Source organism: Thermoanaerobaculum aquaticum (genome assembly GCF_000687145.1).
In the GTDB taxonomy this organism is placed as follows: Bacteria; Acidobacteriota; Thermoanaerobaculia; order Thermoanaerobaculales; family Thermoanaerobaculaceae; genus Thermoanaerobaculum; species Thermoanaerobaculum aquaticum.
This window is the reverse complement of record NZ_JMFG01000015.1, coordinates 16823-33807: the sequence shown is the minus strand read 5'-3', so window position 1 is coordinate 33807 and position 16985 is coordinate 16823. Positions and strand designations below refer to the sequence as shown.

The following is a 16985-nucleotide window of genomic DNA, read 5'->3' as shown; positions in this document are numbered from 1 at the left end:
AGGGGTCGCCACCGGCACGCTTTCGGGTTACACTTTTCGCTTGTGAGCCGCCGGTACAAGCCGGCGCGGGAGGAGCGCGATGAACGAGGCACGGCAAATCCTGGAATCCCTTGGTATTTCTGAGGTCAACCCCGGAGCGTACGCCGCCGGATGGCTCTCCGGTAAAGGCGGGGAGCTGGTTTCGGTGAACCCCACCACCGGAGAACCTATAGCCCGGGTGCAACAGGCGGACGCCGCCACCTACGAGCAGGTTTCCCGCGTGGCTCAAGAGGCCTTTTTGAAGCTGCGCATGATGCCGGCCCCCAAGCGGGGCGAGATCATCAGGGCCCTGGGCGACGAGCTGCGGGCGCACAAGGAGCAGCTGGGGCGCCTCGTGTCGCTGGAGATGGGCAAGATCCTCAGCGAAGGGCTCGGGGAAGTGCAGGAGATGATTGACATGTGCGACTTTGCCGTGGGCCTTTCACGCCAGCTTTACGGCCTCACCATGGCTTCCGAGCGGCCCCGCCATCGCATGTTTGAGCAGTGGCACCCCCTGGGTCCGGTGGGGATCATCACCGCCTTTAACTTCCCGGTGGCGGTTTGGTCCTGGAACGCCGCCATTGCCGTGGTGTGCGGCGATCCCGTGATTTGGAAGCCCTCCTCCAAGGTGCCCCTTTGCGCCATTGCCGTGCAGCACATCTGCAACCGGGTGGCCCAGCGGTTCGGTGTGGAGGGCATCTTCAACCTGGTCATCGGCACCGGTCGGGAGGTGGGCCAGAAGCTGGTGGATGACCCCCACGTGCCCTTGATTTCCTTCACCGGTTCCACCGCCCAGGGGCGAAAGATCGCCACTTCGGTGGCGGGGCGCTTCGGGCGCACCATCCTGGAGCTGGGCGGCAACAACGCGGTCATCGTGCTGGAGGATGCCGATTTGGACCTGGCCCTGCGGGCCATTCTCTTTGCTGCCGTGGGCACCACCGGCCAGCGCTGCACCACCCTGCGCCGGCTCATCGTGCAAAAGGGCGTCTACGACCGCTTGCTGGAGCGCCTTATCAAGGCCTACAAGAGCTTGCGCATCGGTAACCCCCTGGAGCCCTCCACCCACGTGGGCCCGCTGGTGGACGAAGCGGCGGTGGCGGACATGATGGCAGCGTTGGAGAAGATCAAGGAAGAGGGCGGCGAGATTGTGTACGGTGGCCACCGGCTTTCCGGTCCGGGTTACTTCGTGGAGCCCACCATCGTAAAGGCCCACAAGGGGATGCAAATTGCCTGCGAGGAAACCTTTGCCCCCATCCTCTACGTGTACCAGGTGGACACGCTGGAGGAAGCCATCGAGCTCAACAACTCGGTGCGGCAGGGGCTTTCTTCGGCGATCTTCACCAACAACCTGCGGGCTGCCGAGAAGTTCCTCTCCCCCGAAGGCTCCGATTGCGGGATCGCTAACGTGAACATCGGCACCTCCGGTGCGGAAATCGGCGGCGCCTTTGGTGGGGAAAAGGAAACTGGCGGGGGACGGGAGGCAGGTTCTGACGCCTGGAAGGCCTACATGCGCCGGCAAACCTGCACCATCAACTACTCCACCGAGCTGCCCCTGGCTCAGGGGGTGCGCTTCGACGTGGAGTAGAGGTCAGGCGCTAAAAGCTTCAGCCTCAAGGCACCGGCGCAGGCGCTCTTCCAGCCCTTGACAGGCGGAGCAATCGGGCTCCAGCTCCTGGCAAGGGAGTCCGTCGGCTTGTGCCTGGGCGCAGCGCAGGTTTTCCACCTGAAAAGCCACCTGCAAAACCAGGCGGCCCAGCGCCTCCTTTACCGGGCACGGCGGCATGGCAAGAAACGCCCTCACTACCTGTTGTTCTTGCGTCAGGTTACCCTGCCAGCTCACGGGGCACCTCCTCGCCCTCCCGGGCAAACGCGGAAAGCTGAGCCGAAAGCAGCGTGCGGGCTGCGGCCAAACGGATCGCAGCAAGCCAGGCTCTGCCGTTTTCCGCCTCGGAGGCGAACGGCCAGGCCTCCAGCTCCTCCAAGCAGCGGGTCACCTCCTCCGGCGGCCGCACCACGGCCAAAGCGCCTAAGCGGCCATCCAGGAAAGCCTCCACCTGCGAGGGTTGGGTGGGCAGCGGCAGGAACCGGCTGGCTGTTTGGGACGGCGGGCTCAAGGGGGACTTAAGCAGGTCTTTAAACACCGCTTCGGCGGCCCGCAGCCCAAAGACCCGGGCTTCCAAAAGGCCGGTCCCCATGAGCCGCCGTGCCCCCTGCACCCCCCCGGCTGACTCCCCGCAGGCGTAAAGCCCCGGCACCGAAGTACGGCCCCAGGTGTCAACAGCCACGCCCCCAACACCGTGGTGCACTGCCAGCGTCAACGGCAGCCGGTGCCCATCCTCTTGCGGCCGGCTTTCGCGAATCCAGCGGGGGAGCAGGTTTTGGTGGGCCGCGTCCAGCTCCAGCCAGGCCTTTTGCCCCCGGCGAAGCTCGTGGGCCAGCTGCACGCTCAAGCTTTCCAGATCAGGAAGCTGCGGCAGGAGCTTCTCCCCCACCCAAATGCGGGAGGTAAGCAGCGCCGCAGTGGTGGGAAAGTACACCGGAGGAACGGCCAGCACCGGCAACGCTTGCGTGACGTGCGGATTATGGAGCAAGGCCTGGGCCAAAAAGCCCAAGGCCAGGCCTGAGCCGCGGCACCACCGGGGTACCGTGGAGGGGCCAAACAGCGCCCCCACCCCACCGCAGGCCAAAACCACGGCCTGACCGCGGTGCAGCCGCAGCTCCCCCTGGGGGCGGTGCCAGGCCCACACCCCCACCACTCGGCCTTCTGAGATTTCCACACCCACCGCCAAGGCCCGCTCGTGCACTTCGGCTCCCGGTTGGACGGCCGCCACCAGGCGACGCAGGAGAAGACCGGAACCCCGGGGAACCAGGCGCCGGCCCCGCGGGTACGAGTTGCCGGGGAGCAGCACCGGCTTGTCGTCCAGCGGTTCCAGGTCTAGAAGCTCCACCAGCTCTTTCGCTGCTTGCGGCGCTTTTTCGGCGAAAACCTCGGCCAGGCCGGGGCGCTGCATCCCCTGCCCTGCCCGCTTAAGGTCGGCGAAAAAGCGATCGGGGCTATCCCCCCTCTGGCACGGTGCGTTGAGCAAGATCCACGGGGCCAGGGCCCGAACCCGCTGGCTGGCACCGTCACGGCCCAGGTAACCGGGGGTAAGGATGGTCACCGCCAGGCCTTTTACCAGGAGGGCCTGGGCGCAGCTGAGCCCCGCCAGCCCCGATCCCACAATCACCACGCGCTGCTGTCGTTCCACCGAGAAAGAGGCCTCCCAGGGGTTCACGCCAGGCCCTCGAGAACGCCCTTGGCCGTTTCCAGAAGCAGCCGGGCTGCACCGGTGCGGGCCGAAAGCGCCATGACGTTGCCCCTGGCAACCTTCAGCTTGCCCATGAACACCGCTCCCACCGGATCCACCTGCCCGGAAAGGATGCCCCGCCAGAGTGACTCGCTGCCCCTGAGGACGAAATCCGCGTGCTCCAGCTCGGCCTCAGCAACCGGCCGTACCTCCTGGCAGGTGCCGTTTTCCAGCTTCACGAGCAAAGCCTGGCTGCCCGCGCTTTGCTCCACCACTAACCCCAAAGCCGCCGTCCAACCGGCGGCTTCCTTTTGCCACCGCTCCTGGGCGTTGATGGCGGCCCGCAGGGCCTCCCCACCTTCCTGGGAAAAAAGCTTGGCAAGCTCCATAAGATCGTCCTCCTTGAGGTCTTCGCTCCCAAGCCATTGTAGCGCCCGCACCGTTGGGAAAGGCTAGCGCACCACGGCAAAGCCGATCACAATAGGGCCATGCGCTGGCTTTTGGTTTTGCTGCTCGCTGCCCCTCCCTGGGCTGCTTTGCGAAGGTTTCTGGGGAAAGGACGCCGCATGGCAGCAACCCTGGCGGTGGGGACGTGGTTTGTAGCTTTCGCCCTGGCCCTGGGCTTACTGGAAACCCGCTGGCCGGGGTTGTGTGGCCGGCTTTTCCCGGGAGCGCAAACCTACGCCCAGGGCATGCTGGCCTGGGTGCAAACAGGGGTGGGCTGCGAAAGCACACCTTCCTGCTTTATCCCCCAGCACCTCACTCACCTGACCGCTTTCCTGCTGCTCACGCTGGCCACCGGAGGTCTGGGCGGCTTGGCCTTAGCCACCGTGCTTTTCGGCTGGATGGGTGCCTACACCGGGGGCCTGGCGCTTTTGAGCCAAACTCCCTGGGCCCTTGTTGCCGGATGGCACCCCTGGGCCCTGCTGCGGGTGGTGGGCTTTTTGCTTTTGGGCGTGGCGCTCAGCGAGCCCCTCATTGGTGGCGGGCTTGCCTCGCTCAAGCGCAACCGGCGCTGGTGGCTTGCCGGCCTTGCGCTTTGCGTGGCTGACGTGCTGCTCAAATGGGCTTGCGCCGAGGCCTGGCGGGTGGCGGTGCTGCAGCCTCTGCTTCGCTGAGAAAACCGCCGCTTACCAGGGCCGCTCTTGTAAGGCCTGCGTGTTTGACTTTAAGCAATCGTTTGATTAAAATTATTCTCGAAAGGGGGCAGGTGTGATTGCACCACCGGTTGGTGAGGAAACCCGACAGCGGTTGCTGGAGGTTGCTGCCGAGCTTTTTGCGCTCAAAGGCTTTTCCGATACCACGGTGCGGGAGCTGGCCAAGGGGGCGCGTTGCAACGTAGCCTGTATTTCATACCACTTCGGCAGCAAGGAAAAGCTTTACGAGGTGGTGCTGGTCCGCACCTTCCGCGAGCTGGCCCAGCGGCGGGTGGCAAGCCTCCAGACGGTTCTGGCCGAACACAACGGCCGTCCCCCCCTGGAAGCGGTGTTGATCTCTTTTGCCCGGGCTTGCCTTGATCCTCTCCTTACCGAGGAGAGGGCTGAGGTTCGTCTTCAGCTTTTGCTTCGGGAAATGGCACAGCAGCTCTTGCCCACGGAAGTCATGCAACGGGAATTGGTGACTCCGGTAAACGAGCTTTTAACTAAAGCTCTGATTTCTGCTGTGCCCGAATTGGATGAGGCTCAAGTTCCGCTTGTGGCCTACTCCTTCGTGGCACAGCTGGTTCACGTTTTGCAACTTCATTGGTTCTTGCCCAAGAAAGCACAGTTTTATCGGGCGTATGGGGACAAGCTCTTAGAGCACGTCGTGCGCTTCACCGCCGGCGGGATTTACTCCCTAGTGGCCGATGGGCAAGCGGCAGCAGCCGCCTCTTAGGTTACTCCTGCCGGTAAGCTTTCGGCTCTACTCGTAGCGTAGGGCCTCAATGGGGTTCAACGAAGCGGCCTTGGCGGCAGGATAAATGCCAAAGAAGATGCCTACCGCCGAGGCAAAGCCAAAGCCCAATAAAACCGCCCAGAGGGGCACGTGGGCGGCGGGAAAGCCGGGGATGGCCTTGGCACCCAGAAAGCCCAGGAACCAGCCGAAGAGGATGCCAATGGCCCCGCCAATGGCGGAAAGCAACACCGCCTCGATGAGGAACTGCATCAGGATGTCGCGCCTCCGGGCCCCCACCGCTTTGCGCACGCCAATTTCCCGGGTGCGCTCGGTGACCGAAACCAGCATGATGTTCATGATGCCAATGCCGCCCACGAGGAGAGCAATGCCCACCACCGCTCCGACCACCTGGGTAATGCCGCCCAAAATGGTGGAGGTGGTTTTGCGCAGTTCCTCCTGCAGCATGATGCGGAAGTCGTTGCCCTGGTCGGCCCGCAAGCCGTGCCTCCGTCGCAGAATATCGGTCATGAGGTCCTTGGCGCGATCCACGTCTTCCGGGGAGCGGGCCTTGAAGTCCAGGCGGATTTGCTTGGCGGCGTTTTCACCGTAAATTTCCCGGGCGGTGGAAAAGGGGATGATCACCACGCGGTCCCGGTCCTGACCCAGGAACTGCCCTTTTTGCTCCATCACGCCGATGACCGTAAACACCACCCGCCCGATTTGGATGTCCTTGCCCAAAGGCTCGGCCCCGAGACCCAGGTCCTCAATGAGCTTTTCCCCCACCAGGCAAACCCGAGCGTGGTTGGCCAAATCCAAATCGGAAAAAAAGCGACCGCGGGCCACCCAGTGGTTGACCACCTCCTGGTAGCTGGCGCCCACACCCAAAAGGAACGGCGTGGAGGTGCGCTTGCCGTAGCGCACCCGCTCACCCTGGAAGTAAATGGGGGTAAAGGCCACGATTTCCGGCACCCGCTCCAGGATGGCTTGCCCGTCTTCGTAGGTGAGCTGCACTTCCCTTCCGGCAATATCGGGGTTGTTGGGGTCCCGTTCGGGGAAAACCATGATGTATGTGGCACCCACACCTTCCAACTGCCCGGCAATCCAGAAGTTTAAGCCCTGAACGATGGAGACCACGCCAATGACGGCAGCAACACCGATGATGATGCCCAGGGTGGTCAGGACCGAGCGCAGCTTGTGAGCGGCAATGGAGCGCAGGGCCATGCGGAGGTTTTCGAAGAACATTTAACCCTTCCGCCGGTCGTCCAGGATTTGGCCGTCCCGCAACCGCACGATACGGCGGGCGTGGGCGGCAATGTCCTCCTCATGGGTGACCAGAACGATGGTGTGCCCTTCGCGGTTGAGCTGATCGAAGAGCTCCATGATTTCCGCCCCGGTGCGTGAGTCCAGGTTGCCGGTGGGTTCATCGGCCAAAAGCAGCGAGGGGTTGTTCACCAGGGCCCGGGCAATGGCCACCCGCTGCCGCTGGCCTCCGGAAAGCTCGTTGGGCTGGTGGTGGATGCGATCGCCCAGCCCCACCCTCTCCAGCATTTCCCTGGCCCGGCGGTGCCGCTCCGCCCGCGGCACCCCAGCGTAAATGAGGGGGACCTCCACGTTTTCCAGGGCGGAAGCTCGCGGCAGGAGGTTAAAGGTTTGGAACACAAAGCCAATTTCCTGGTTGCGAATGCGGGCCAGCTCATCGTCGGTGAGCTCGTTGACCAGCTGCCCGTTAAGGCGATAGCTCCCCGAGGTGGGCGTGTCCAGGCAACCGATGATGTTCATGAGCGTGGACTTTCCTGAGCCGGAAGGGCCCATGATCGCCACATACTCGCCTTTTTCCACCTGGAGGCTCACTCCACGGAGCGCCTGCACCGCCACCGCCCCCATGTCGTAAACCTTCACGACGTTTTCAAGCTCGATGAGCACCTGCGGTTCCTCCTACCCCTTTTTGCCTACCTTGGTTCGTCCCCAGCTTCATTGACGTTTGACCCTCCGCGCGGGTTTTCGCCCTTAAGCGTCTTGATGATGTGCCTGGCCAACGTTTCCTTGATTTCGCCGTGGCGAGGAACGGGCTGCGAGACCTTGGTCTTGGGGTTTTGGTACCAATCGTGCCTCGCACCGTGACGAATGAGGATGCACCCCATCTGTTCCAGCTCGCGAATCAGATCCTTGCGCTTCACGCCACCTCAAGCTCGGCCACTTTCCGTACGCAGGGAATCGAGCCGCTGGTGAGCTCGTGGAAAATGTCGCGTAAGTTTTCCTCCAACTCTTCCCTGGTTGAACCTTGCGTCCAATAGTCCGGGAACTCTTCCAGGTAGCCAAGCCAAACATCGTCTTCTTGCCAGTAAACGTACCTAATTTTGCTCATGCCCGTCGCTCCTTGCCGGCGCCCATTGCTAAACCCTAATAAGCCTTTCAAGCCCTAACATAGCACGACCACCTTGCCGCGGAACTCCAACGTTTGGCTCAGGTTCGTCACCGCCTGGGTTCCTCCTACCCCTTCTTTCCCGGTTTTTCCTCGTGCACGGCGTCGCCGTCCTTGAGGGTTCGCAGGGTCTTATACGGCCCGGCGATGACCTTCTCCCCTGCTGCCAAGCCTTCGCCGATTTCCACGTAAAGCTCGTCCTGGACTCCGGTTTTCACCTCCCGGCGGACCGCACGGCCCCGCTCGAACAGGTAAACCACCTCCACCTCCCGACCGGTGGCTTGACCGAACACCTCCTTGCCTTTGTCGTCCAAAAAGCGGGTTTGCACGGCCTGCAGCGGCACTGCCAAAACGTTTTCCGCCCGCTTGGTGGTGATTTCCACTTTAGCGGTCATCTCCGGCTTCAGACGGGCATCCGGCTGGTTTAAAGCCACCTTGACCTTGAACTTCACCACGTCCCCCACCTTGGTACCCGAAGAGGCAATCTCCACTACCTTGCCAGCAAAGGAGGCGTCGGGGATGGCGTCCACCTTCACCTCGGCTTCCTGCCCCAGGCTCAGCTGCACCACATCCCGCTCCGGAACCTCCACCTCTGCCACCAGCTCCGAGAGGTCGCCGATGACCATGAGCACCGAGCCGGGGAAGTTGGTGGTGCCCATGATGGCGGTTTCCCCCACCTCCGCCCGCCGCGCAATCACCACACCGTCCATGGGGGCGCGAATGGTGGTGCGGTCCAGGTCCTCCAGGGCCCGACGGTAGGCAAAGCTGGCTTGCTCAATGGCCCTTTCCTGGGCCCGCACCGCCACCTGCGCTTGCTCCAAGGAAAGCCGCGCCCGGTCTCTCGCCTGCTCGGAGAGCACACCCTCGGCGAAGAGCCGTTCTGTGCGGGCGGCCTCCAGCTCGGCGTTGGCCAGCTCAGCTTGCGCCCGCTCCAGTTGCACCCGGGCTTGCTCCAGGGCTGCCCGGGCTTGATCGCAAGCCGCCTGGTAGAGCTTCTTTTCGATTTCCACCACCACGTCTCCGGCCTTCACCGTATCCCCCTCGCGAAACGGCAGGGCCACAATTTCGCCAATGACCTTGGATTGGATTTCCACCTTCTTTCGGGGGCTGATGTTACCGGAAGCCTTCACCTTAGCCACCACCGTGCGGGGCGAAACCGCCACCACCTCCACCGCCACCCCCTTGCCGTTGTTGCCCTTGAGGGAAAGAAAGAGGATGAGCCCCAGAACCACCACCGCCAAAACGGCCAAGCCAAACTTTCGCATGGGCTTACCTTAAAAGTGCCAGGACCACCTGAAGCAGCGCCCAGGCACCCCAGAGCACCGCGACCGCGCCTGCGGATTTGCGCAGCGACACACCCCCCACCGCCGCCAAACCCCAGGCCAGAAGCAGCCAGTACCAAACGTTGAAGACATCCAGAACACCACCCAGGGCCGTAAGCACCCTAGGGGCATCCTCAGGCAAGAACGCCGCCACGTTGGACTTCAAGAGCCTGGGGATTTCCTGGGCGGGAAACGGCTCGCGGGTGGAAGCCACCACCGAAAGCAAAACCGACTGCGTAAGACCCGGCGGAAAACCGGCGTGGGCCACCGCCGAAAGCACCGGTGGGTATTCGGCTTCCGAGCCTGCCACTTTTAGCCCCAGGAAGTACACGCCCCCCAAAAGCAAGGTCACCGCCAAGGCACCCAAAGGGGCCAGCACCAAGCCAAAGGTGCGGAAACGGTTGGCAGTGTTCACCGCTTCCCGCACCTGTTCTTCCGGAATCTCTTTCCCGGCCCGGCTTATCCCCTGGAGCACGGTGGCTTCCATATCAATGCGCGGGGCAAGCACCAGCTGTACCCCTAGGCTCAGCACCACCGTGAGCAGCAGCACCCAGAAGAACGTGGGCCGCGCCGCAATTTCTGCAAACACCGCGCGCGGCTCGGTAAAGCATCGGAACACCCGGCCCAGGGCCTTACCCGAGAACTCACCCACGGGGGCTTTTTCCGCAAGCGGGTTGCTTTCCATACCTGCCTCCTTACCTTTCCTCGCTGGTCCAGTGGGAAAGCTGGAGGAACGGCACGTCCTTCCAGTAGGTGTGGACCTCGGGTTCAGGAACGGTGTCGGCGAGCTGAATGCCCATGGTGTCCAGGAGCGTCCCCACCGCCACCTGGTAGGCCACCATGGATTGGCGGTAGGCCACCCGCGCCTGCAGCTCGGCCACTTGCGCGGCAGCCAGGTCCTCCTGGATCTTGAGCACCTGGTAGTTGGTGGACATGCCGTTTTCGAACTTCTTAAGCTCGGCCTCCAGGTTGCGCTCGGCCAACTCCCGGGCCTTCACCGCCGCGGCAATGGCTTTGGCTGACGCTTCCAGGTTGCGGACGGCCGCCCGGACCTCGGCGATCACCGACTGCCTCTGGGCCGCCAGGGCTTGTTGCGCGGCCGCCAGCTCAAAGCGACGCTGGGCCAACTGCGCCTTGGCCTGGTTGTTGCCCAGGGAGTAGCTAAAGGTTAGGGTGGTGGACCACTGGGCGTAGTCCCGGTCGCGGATTTGCTTGAGGGCGTCGTCCCAGTTGCCGGGGATCACCGCCACGATTTGGCCGGTGCGGGAATCCCGCTGGGTGAACGTCCCCCCTACACCCACAAACCCGTAGTTCACGCCCCAGTCCAGCTGTGGCAAAAGCGCGCTGCGTGCCAGAAGCAGGTTTTGCTCCACGATTTCGCTTTGTACTTGCTTGGCTTTCAGCTCCGGGCGCCGCTCCAAGGCGGTTTGCACGGCCTTCTGGAAATCCACAGGCTCCGGTACCGCCTGCAGGCTATCGGTGGGCACAATTTCCGCCAGGAAGTCCTGGGGATCTTCAAACCCAAGCAGGATCTTGAGGTTGTCCGCGGCCGCTTGCACCGCGTTTTCGGCAATGATGATGTCCTGCTCCCGCGCTGCCACCGTGGCTTCCGACTGCACGATGTCAATGGGAGCCGATGTGCCCACCCGCACGCGGATGCGGGTCTGCTCCAGAAGGTCCTGAGCGAGCTTCAGGGACTGCTGCTTCACCTTCAGGTTTTCCCGGGCGTACACCAGGTTCCAGTAGGCGCTTTCCACCTGCTGGAGGGTGGTGATCACCAGCCGTTCAAAGTCCAGCAAGCTCAAGTGGCGGTTCTTGCGGGCAATTTCGATGCGGGCGCGGTTGACGTCGGTACCAAAAGAGCGGAGCAGCGGCTGGCTTACGGAAAAAGTCAAGCCCGAGTTGTACGAGGGATTGAGGAAGAAGAACGTGGAGTTGGTCTTGCTGCGGGTGTTGGTCCAGCCCACCGTCGCCTGGCCACCGGTGGGCAAAAGCGTACCCAGGTTGAGGTTGAAGGTACGACGGTCCTGCTTGTTCACCTGGGCCCCCACCAGCTGGTTGGTGGCCGGGCTTTCTGAGGAGCTTTCGGAAAAGTCAACCCTGACAAAAGGGTCGAACACCCCGCTGGCCGCCAGCACCCCCTGGGACGCGGAAGCCAAGGAGAGGCGAGAGATTTCCAGGTTGATGTTGTGCTTCAGGGCCATTTCCGTGGCTTCCCGCAAGCTCAAGGTGAGCTGGCGTTCGGGTGCCAGGCGCTGCCCGCGAACTTGGGTGCCCGACGTTGTCTCCACGGCTTGCTGTTGGGCCCCAGCGGAGCCGGGGATGGCAAAAACAGCCAGAAGCACAAGCGGAAAGAATCGGTTTCCAGCCACGTCAACCTCCCTCACGTTGGGTTTGTACGAGTTTTTCACGAGAAATGTTTCCGGACAACGGGTGAAAACAAGCCACCCGGCGTTCGCCTGAAGCCTCTAAGCGGGGCTTGGCGAGGCACGCCGGAGAGGCCCATGGGCAGGCCAGGCGAAAGGGACAACCGGAAGGCGCCGGCACGAAAAAGTGGCGAAAGCCCAGCACGTTTTCCGAGGCGTCCAGCAAAGCGCGGGTGTAAGGGTGCATGGGCGAGCGCTTCACCTCGCCCCAGGGACCTTCCTCCACGACCCGCCCCGAAAGCAACACCACCACGCGGCTGGCCAGTCCGTCCAGGATGCTCAGGTCGTGGGTCACCAGGAGCACGGCCAGGCCGGTGCTGGCCACCAGCTCCGCCAGGGAATCCAAGAACCGCCGGCGGACCGGCACGTCCAGCGAGGCCACCGGTTCGTCCAGCAGCAGGACTCTTGGCTCGGCGGCCAGGGCCCGTACCAAGCTCAAGCGCTGCCGCTGCCCACCGGAAAACTCGGAGATGCGCCGGGCAAGCATCTCTTCGGAAAAGGGAAAGCCCACCAAAGAAAAGAGCTGGACCAGCCTTTCCCGCTGGAAAGCTTCGTCGTTTCCCGACCGCTTTTTTGACCGGTGCAGGGCTTCGCGCAGGGCAAAGCCCACGGTATGCCGGGGGTTGAAGGAGCTTCCCGGCTCCTGGAATACCACCTGCACCAGGTGGCGAAAAGGGCGGCGCTGGCTTTCGGGCAGATGATCCACACGCAAGCCTTGCCAGTAAACCTCACCGGCGTTGGCGCCTTCCAGGCAGGCCAGCACCTTCACCACCTCCCCTGCCTCCACCGCTACGGAAACGTCGCAAAGCGCCACCACTCCCTCATGGCCAAATACTGGCACGCCCCTTCCACCCCGGGGGGCAAAGGCCAGGTGCAACCCCCGGCCTTCCAGCAGAATCTCACCCATGCTCGCCCTCCCGGTGGTGCAGAAAGCAGCGAACCCACCGCCCTGCCCCCACCGGCGCCAGGGCGGGATGCTCGCGAAGGCAGCGGTCAAAAACCCACCGGCAGCGAGGGGCAAAACGGCACCCCGAAACGGCAGGCAGCTCCAGCGGTGGCTTTGGTGAGCTAAGCGGTTCGCTGTCCGCTGGCGCTGGGCGTTCTGTCCTTTCTTGGCCCACCTCACCAAAAGCAGGCTTAAGCCCGGGGAGCTGCCCTTCAGCCAATTGTTGTCGAGCTTGAAGGCTTCGGCCGGTTAAAAACACCGTGGCGGGGTGCAAGGGTTTTTGCAGGACCTCGGTGGCGGGGCCCTCCTCCACGGTTTCCCCTGCCGCCAGTACCACCAGCTTCTGACATAGCGCTGAAAGCAACGAGAGATCGTGGCTTGCCAAAAGGAGCGCCAAGCGGTAACGCTCCGCAAGCTCCTTCAGCAGACTCACAAAGGCGGCTTGAGCTAGCGGATCCAGGGCCGAGGTGGGCTCGTCTAGCACCAGCGCTTGGGGTCTTCCGGAAAGCGCGGCCGCCAGCGCGGCCCGCTGGAGCTGGCCTCCGGAAAGCTGGTGGGGGTAGGCGCGGAAGAAATCCAGCGGTGGGGTAAGCCCCACCGCCGCCAAAAGCTCCAAAGCCCGAGCTTTCGCCTGGGAAGCCGCAAGCCCGTGGAGCACCGCCGCTTCCATCACCTGTCGCCCCACCGAAAGCACCGGGTTAAAGGCCAGCGCCGGGTGCTGAAAGACAAACCCCAGAACCCCGCCGCGGATCCTCCGCTGCTGGGCCTCGCTGGCGGCGAGCACGTTGACCCCATCCACCGTAACGCTTCCCCCCACCACCTGGCCCGGCGGCGGTACCAAAGCACCCAAGGCCATGAGGGACAGCGTCTTGCCGCTCCCCGATTCCCCCGCCAGGCCCAGGGCTTCTTCCCTCTCCAGGGCAAAGGAAACCCCGTCCACCACCTTCCGCACACCGGAAGGCGCAGGGAAAACCACCGCCAGCTGGTTGACCTCTAACCACGGCATCGCCGGCATTGTAAACGCGGGAGCACCGGGCCCACAAAAAAGCAGCTGCAAGAAATCCACGTGCACGCCGCACCGAAAACAAGGGCAAAACGCCAAGAAGCTCCCATGCGCTAGGATATGGCCCGTGGGGGCAACGTGGCGGGTGATCCTCTTCTGTTAGCACGTGCACAAAAGATCCGCGCTTTGATTTTGGACGTGGACGGCGTGCTCACCGATGGCCGGCTGTACTACACCCGACAAGGGGAAAGCGTCAAGGTGTTCTTTTCCCGCGACGGTTTTGCCCTGAAGCTGGCGCAAAACGCTGGCATTCGCGTGGGGATCCTCTCCGGTCGGGGGGGCGCGGTGCTCCGCCGCCGGCTTCACGATCTGGGCGTGGACCCCGACCTGGTGGTGGAAGAAAGCCGGGACAAAGCCGGCGATTTTGCCCGCCTTTGCCAGAAGCTGGCACTGGATTTCCCGCAGGTAGCCTACATGGGCGACGACATCCCCGATTTGCCGGTGTTTTCCCTGGCGGGGCTGGCGTTGGCCCCCGCCGATGCCCCGGAGGAGGTGCGGGCACGCGCTCACGTAGTGGTTCCCGCCCCCGGGGGGAGAGGGGCCGTGCGGGAAGCGGTGGTTTTCCTGCTGAAAGCCCAGGGCATCTGGGACGAGGTGCTGCGAAGCTGGGAACGAAGGGTGTAAGGGAGGAAGCATGGAGCAGGAGTTTGCGGGAAAGGTTGCGCTGGTCACCGGGGCTTCCAGCGGCATCGGTAAGGCCACGGCGCTGAGGCTCGGCCGGGCGGGGGCCGCGGTGGCGCTGGTAGGACGCAATCGGGAGCGCCTGGAAGAGGTCAAGGCCCTGTTGCCCAACGCCCACGTCTTCGTTTGCGATCTGGGTGACAGAAGAGCCCGGGCTGGGCTGGTGGACTCGGTGGTGAAGGTGTTCGGTCGCCTGGACATCCTCGTCAACAACGCCGGCATCATCGGTTCGTGTCCTTTTGAGAAAACCGAGCTTGCCACCTGGGATCAAATGCTGGAGATCAACCTTTTGAGCCTGGTGGACCTCACCCGCCAAGCCCTCCCCTACCTGAAGGAAACCCGGGGCTGCGTGGTGAACCTCTCCTCGGTGGCGGGAATCCGCGCGTTCCCGGGGATTGCCCCTTACGCCGTGTCCAAAGCCGCGGTGGACCAGCTCACCCACTGCTTGGCGCTGGAACTGGGGCCGTTGGGCGTGCGGGTGAACGCCGTGAACCCGGGGGTGGTGGTCACCGAACTGCACCGGCGGGGGGGCATGGATGAAGCTTCCTACCAGGCGTTCCTCCAGCACTCCCTCACCACCCACCCCCTGGGGCGGGTGGGTCAGCCCGAGGAGGTGGCTGAAGCCATTGCGTTTTTGGCTTCAGACAAGGCCGGGTGGATTACCGGGGTTTCCCTCCCCGTGGACGGCGGCCGCTCCCAAACCTGCTTGCGCTGACAGGTGTGTACCAAGAGCACTGGGGCTATAGCCTTCGCTGTGACCTGGCTTAAGACCCTAGGGATTGCCGTATCTTCCACTCGTAGGGCAGCTAAATTTCTTCCACGCTGACCCGGACGTGAGAGTCCACCAGCTCCCGGGGCACTAACGCGGGCCAAAAAGAAACGATTTCCTGCGGTTTTGGCCGTCCACCCGAGAAACCCGTGACCCCAGGGGGACCCGAAGTGATGAGGGGTGCCAGTTCCATCCCGAAGCGCTCGACTTTGCTCCGGTCATCGCTCTTCACGGCAATGCGCAACACCACCTCCGGCAAGTCCTGGGGAGTAGGAGCTACCCCGGGGTGACAAACGCCGGTCCCTAAAAGCTCCACCACCCGGTCCTCCGGTGGAAAGCACACTCCAGCCTTTTCCAGCCGGCGAAAGACCAGCTCAGCGCACAGCCTGGCTTTTTCCACCGCCCGGGGTCCGGAAATCACCAGCTGCCCCGCGGCTTTGAAACCTCCCTGCACCGAGGCGGAAACTTTGTAAAAATCGGTTCGGGGCTTTCCCTGGATACCGGAAACCAGCACCCGGTTTTCCCCCACTTGCTCCAAGCGAATTGAGGTGAAATCCACGCGGCAATCGGCGGTGATGTAGTCCGTGGGATCCCCCATCTCGTAAAGCAGTTGCTCGAAAACCGTAGCCACGTTCACCAAACCGCCGGTGCCTGGATGCTTGGTCACCACAAAACTGCCATCCTCGTGGCACTCCAAAACCGGATAGCCCACGTCCCAAAGATCGGGCACCTCCCACCACCGGGAGAAGTTTCCGCCGGTGCACTGGGCCCCACACTCCACGATGTGGCCGGCCACGGTGCCGGCGGCCAAAAGGTCCCAGTCCTCGGGACCCCACCCAAACTCCGCCACCAGCGGACCCAAGACCAGGGCCGTATCGGTAATGCGCCCGGCGAGGACGATCTGCGCGCCCTGCTTCAGAGCCTGGGCTACCGGTATGGCCCCCAGGTAAGCGTTTGCCGAAAGCACGCGGTCCCGCGGGACATCGGAAAGCCGCGCTCCGGTTTCCATGTGCACCAGGGAGACCCCGGCGGCAAAGAGCTCGTCCAAACGGGGGAGCAGATCATCCCCTTCCACGATCCCCACCTTAAGCCCACGAACGTTGAGTTCTTCAGCGAGCCGGAAGATGCCTTCGCGGCATGCCCGGGGGTTGAGCCCTCCCGCGTTGGTCACGATCTTGACGTTGCGGGCCATGATTTCCGGCAAAACGCGCCGCAGCAGGGTTAGAAAATCCGTGGCGTAGCCCTTGCTGGGGTCCTTGAGCTTTTGGCGCATCATGATGGAGAGGGTGACTTCCGCTAGGTAGTCGAGCCCTACGTAGTCCACCGGTCCCCGGGTGATGAGCTCGTAAGCGGCGTCCGGCGAATCCCCCCAGAAACCCTGCCCATTGCCGATGCGAACGATGCGACCCATGTTCCCCCCGGGCGGAAAGTCTAGCAGGTGCTCGTTCCTGGGCCTGTCAGCTGTCGAAAGACCGAAAGGGAACGCAAGGGCTTCTCCAAAAAATGCTCTAAGAGCGTCACCAGCGTGGGGATAAGCTCCGGACCCGGTTTGGCGGTTACTTGGTCCAGAGGTTTTTTCAAAGCTTCCCTTAAGAAACGCTGGGAGTTGGCGGTGAGCGTGACCCCTCCGGTGCTGTGGGTGGGGCAACAAAACCCCACATCCCTCACAAAAACCACCACACCGTTTTCCAGCGGTTCGCCGCCCAGCGCGCAGGTCGCCAAATCAGGAAGCACGCCGGCCAGCTTCAGCGACCAGATGAGCACGTAAGCCACGGCAAGCTCTGGATCCGCTCCTCCTTCCAGCCAAAGCAGGGTTTTTTCCAGCAGGCGGAAGAAGGCCTCTTGGCTGGTCCCCGGGGGACACAGCTCTAACGCTAACTCCGCCGCCACCAGGCTTGCCGCCCAAGCTTGAGGCCGCGCCGCCAGGTCCAAAGCCGAGCGCTCCAGCACTACCTCGTTGACCGTGGCCAGCTCCCGCCGCGGGGAGGCGAAAAGCGTAACCTTCACTTTGGCCAAAGGCTCCAGCGCCACACCGCCCCCGCTTCTCCCCCGGGCCACCCGGGCCACGGCCCGAATAACCCCTTTCCCCCGGCACAAGAACACCACCACCGCCGATTTTTCCTTGAAAGGGTAGCGGGCAAGCACGATGGCTTCTTCAGTAATGAGCGACACGGCT

General features: G+C 63.2%; 19 protein-coding genes. 5 read left to right on the top strand and 14 right to left on the bottom strand.

The features are described 5' to 3' along the window. The first annotated feature begins 79 nt into the window (after window positions 1-79). Window positions 80-1603 carry an L-piperidine-6-carboxylate dehydrogenase gene (gene amaB / locus EG19_RS05815; RefSeq protein WP_038048563.1) on the top strand — a complete coding sequence of 508 codons (1524 nt, stop codon included), beginning with the start codon at window positions 80-82 and terminating at the stop codon, window positions 1601-1603. A 3-nt stretch (window positions 1604-1606) separates the two neighbouring features. Here the strand turns inward: amaB and EG19_RS05810 are convergent, their stop codons facing one another. The 3 genes from EG19_RS05810 to EG19_RS05800 are packed head-to-tail and all read right to left on the bottom strand — an operon-like array spanning window position 1607 to window position 3745. Next, window positions 1607-1858 carry a hypothetical protein gene (locus tag EG19_RS05810; protein WP_038048561.1) on the bottom strand — a complete coding sequence of 84 codons (252 nt, stop codon included), beginning with the start codon at window positions 1856-1858 and terminating at the stop codon, window positions 1607-1609. Beyond that, window positions 1842-3266, bottom strand: coding sequence for an FAD-dependent oxidoreductase (locus tag EG19_RS05805; protein WP_235208708.1), 1425 nt, complete (start codon window positions 3264-3266; stop codon window positions 1842-1844). Before EG19_RS05805 ends, EG19_RS05810 begins: the two co-directional genes overlap by 17 nt. A gap of 23 nt (window positions 3267-3289) precedes the next feature. Then, window positions 3290-3745, bottom strand: a complete 456-nt coding sequence (locus tag EG19_RS05800) for an SCP2 sterol-binding domain-containing protein (protein ID WP_152543941.1) — start codon at window positions 3743-3745, stop codon at window positions 3290-3292. A gap of 48 nt (window positions 3746-3793) precedes the next feature. On the opposite strand from EG19_RS05800, the gene EG19_RS05795 reads away from it, so the two are divergent. Then, window positions 3794-4423 (top strand): hypothetical protein, encoded by a 630-nt coding sequence (locus EG19_RS05795; protein ID WP_038048558.1) that lies wholly within the window; start codon window positions 3794-3796, stop codon window positions 4421-4423. Between the two features lie 94 nt (window positions 4424-4517). Further along, window positions 4518-5180, top strand: coding sequence for a TetR/AcrR family transcriptional regulator (locus tag EG19_RS12540; protein ID WP_053334966.1), 663 nt, complete (start codon window positions 4518-4520; stop codon window positions 5178-5180). A 27-nt stretch (window positions 5181-5207) separates the two neighbouring features. On the opposite strand, the gene EG19_RS05785 is transcribed toward EG19_RS12540, so the two are convergent. The 9 genes from EG19_RS05785 to EG19_RS05745 all read right to left on the bottom strand — a co-directional run bounded on the left by EG19_RS05785 (window position 5208) and on the right by EG19_RS05745 (window position 13302). Further along, window positions 5208-6422 (bottom strand): ABC transporter permease, encoded by a 1215-nt coding sequence (locus EG19_RS05785; RefSeq protein WP_038048556.1) that lies wholly within the window; start codon window positions 6420-6422, stop codon window positions 5208-5210. Continuing rightward, window positions 6423-7064 (bottom strand): ABC transporter ATP-binding protein, encoded by a 642-nt coding sequence (locus EG19_RS05780; protein ID WP_081799980.1) that lies wholly within the window; start codon window positions 7062-7064, stop codon window positions 6423-6425. Window positions 7065-7129: 65 nt separating this feature from the next. After that, window positions 7130-7357: a type II toxin-antitoxin system HicA family toxin gene (locus tag EG19_RS05775; RefSeq protein WP_038048553.1), complete on the bottom strand. Its 228-nt coding sequence runs from the start codon at window positions 7355-7357 to the stop codon at window positions 7130-7132. Then, a complete protein-coding gene (locus EG19_RS05770) occupies window positions 7354-7545 on the bottom strand; it encodes a type II toxin-antitoxin system HicB family antitoxin (RefSeq protein ID WP_038048551.1) in 192 nt (63 codons plus the stop codon). The genes EG19_RS05775 and EG19_RS05770 overlap by 4 nt, the downstream gene beginning before the upstream one ends. A 125-nt stretch (window positions 7546-7670) precedes the next feature. Then, complete coding sequence (locus EG19_RS05765) at window positions 7671-8867, bottom strand: efflux RND transporter periplasmic adaptor subunit (RefSeq protein ID WP_038048550.1); 1197 nt, start codon at window positions 8865-8867, stop codon at window positions 7671-7673. A gap of 4 nt (window positions 8868-8871) precedes the next feature. After that, window positions 8872-9609 carry a YIP1 family protein gene (locus EG19_RS05760; protein WP_038048548.1) on the bottom strand — a complete coding sequence of 246 codons (738 nt, stop codon included), beginning with the start codon at window positions 9607-9609 and terminating at the stop codon, window positions 8872-8874. 10 nt (window positions 9610-9619) lie between these two features. Next, on the bottom strand, window positions 9620-11296 hold the full coding sequence (locus tag EG19_RS05755) for a TolC family protein (protein ID WP_038048546.1): 1677 nt from the start codon (window positions 11294-11296) through the stop codon (window positions 9620-9622). Window position 11297: 1 nt separating this feature from the next. Further along, entirely contained in the window at window positions 11298-12257 is a 960-nt protein-coding gene (locus tag EG19_RS12535) for an ATP-binding cassette domain-containing protein (RefSeq protein WP_053334965.1), read from the bottom strand. Beyond that, window positions 12250-13302, bottom strand: a complete 1053-nt coding sequence (locus EG19_RS05745) for an ABC transporter ATP-binding protein (RefSeq protein ID WP_038048675.1) — start codon at window positions 13300-13302, stop codon at window positions 12250-12252. The genes EG19_RS12535 and EG19_RS05745 overlap by 8 nt, the downstream gene beginning before the upstream one ends. A gap of 135 nt (window positions 13303-13437) precedes the next feature. On the opposite strand from EG19_RS05745, the gene EG19_RS05740 reads away from it, so the two are divergent. Together EG19_RS05740 and EG19_RS05735 are read left to right on the top strand one after the other, a co-directional pair. Then, the gene (locus EG19_RS05740) at window positions 13438-13983 is read left to right on the top strand and encodes a KdsC family phosphatase (RefSeq protein ID WP_038048673.1); all 546 of its coding nucleotides are present in this window, start codon (window positions 13438-13440) and stop codon (window positions 13981-13983) included. A gap of 10 nt (window positions 13984-13993) precedes the next feature. Continuing rightward, window positions 13994-14755 (top strand): glucose 1-dehydrogenase, encoded by a 762-nt coding sequence (locus EG19_RS05735; protein ID WP_038048544.1) that lies wholly within the window; start codon window positions 13994-13996, stop codon window positions 14753-14755. Window positions 14756-14846: 91 nt separating this feature from the next. Here the strand turns inward: EG19_RS05735 and EG19_RS05730 are convergent, their stop codons facing one another. After that, window positions 14847-16220, bottom strand: a complete 1374-nt coding sequence (locus tag EG19_RS05730; protein ID WP_038048542.1) for an acyclic terpene utilization AtuA family protein — start codon at window positions 16218-16220, stop codon at window positions 14847-14849. Window positions 16221-16240: 20 nt separating this feature from the next. Beyond that, window positions 16241-16981 carry a DNA repair protein RecO gene (gene recO, locus EG19_RS05725; protein ID WP_038048540.1) on the bottom strand — a complete coding sequence of 247 codons (741 nt, stop codon included), beginning with the start codon at window positions 16979-16981 and terminating at the stop codon, window positions 16241-16243. Window positions 16982-16985 lie beyond the last annotated feature (4 nt).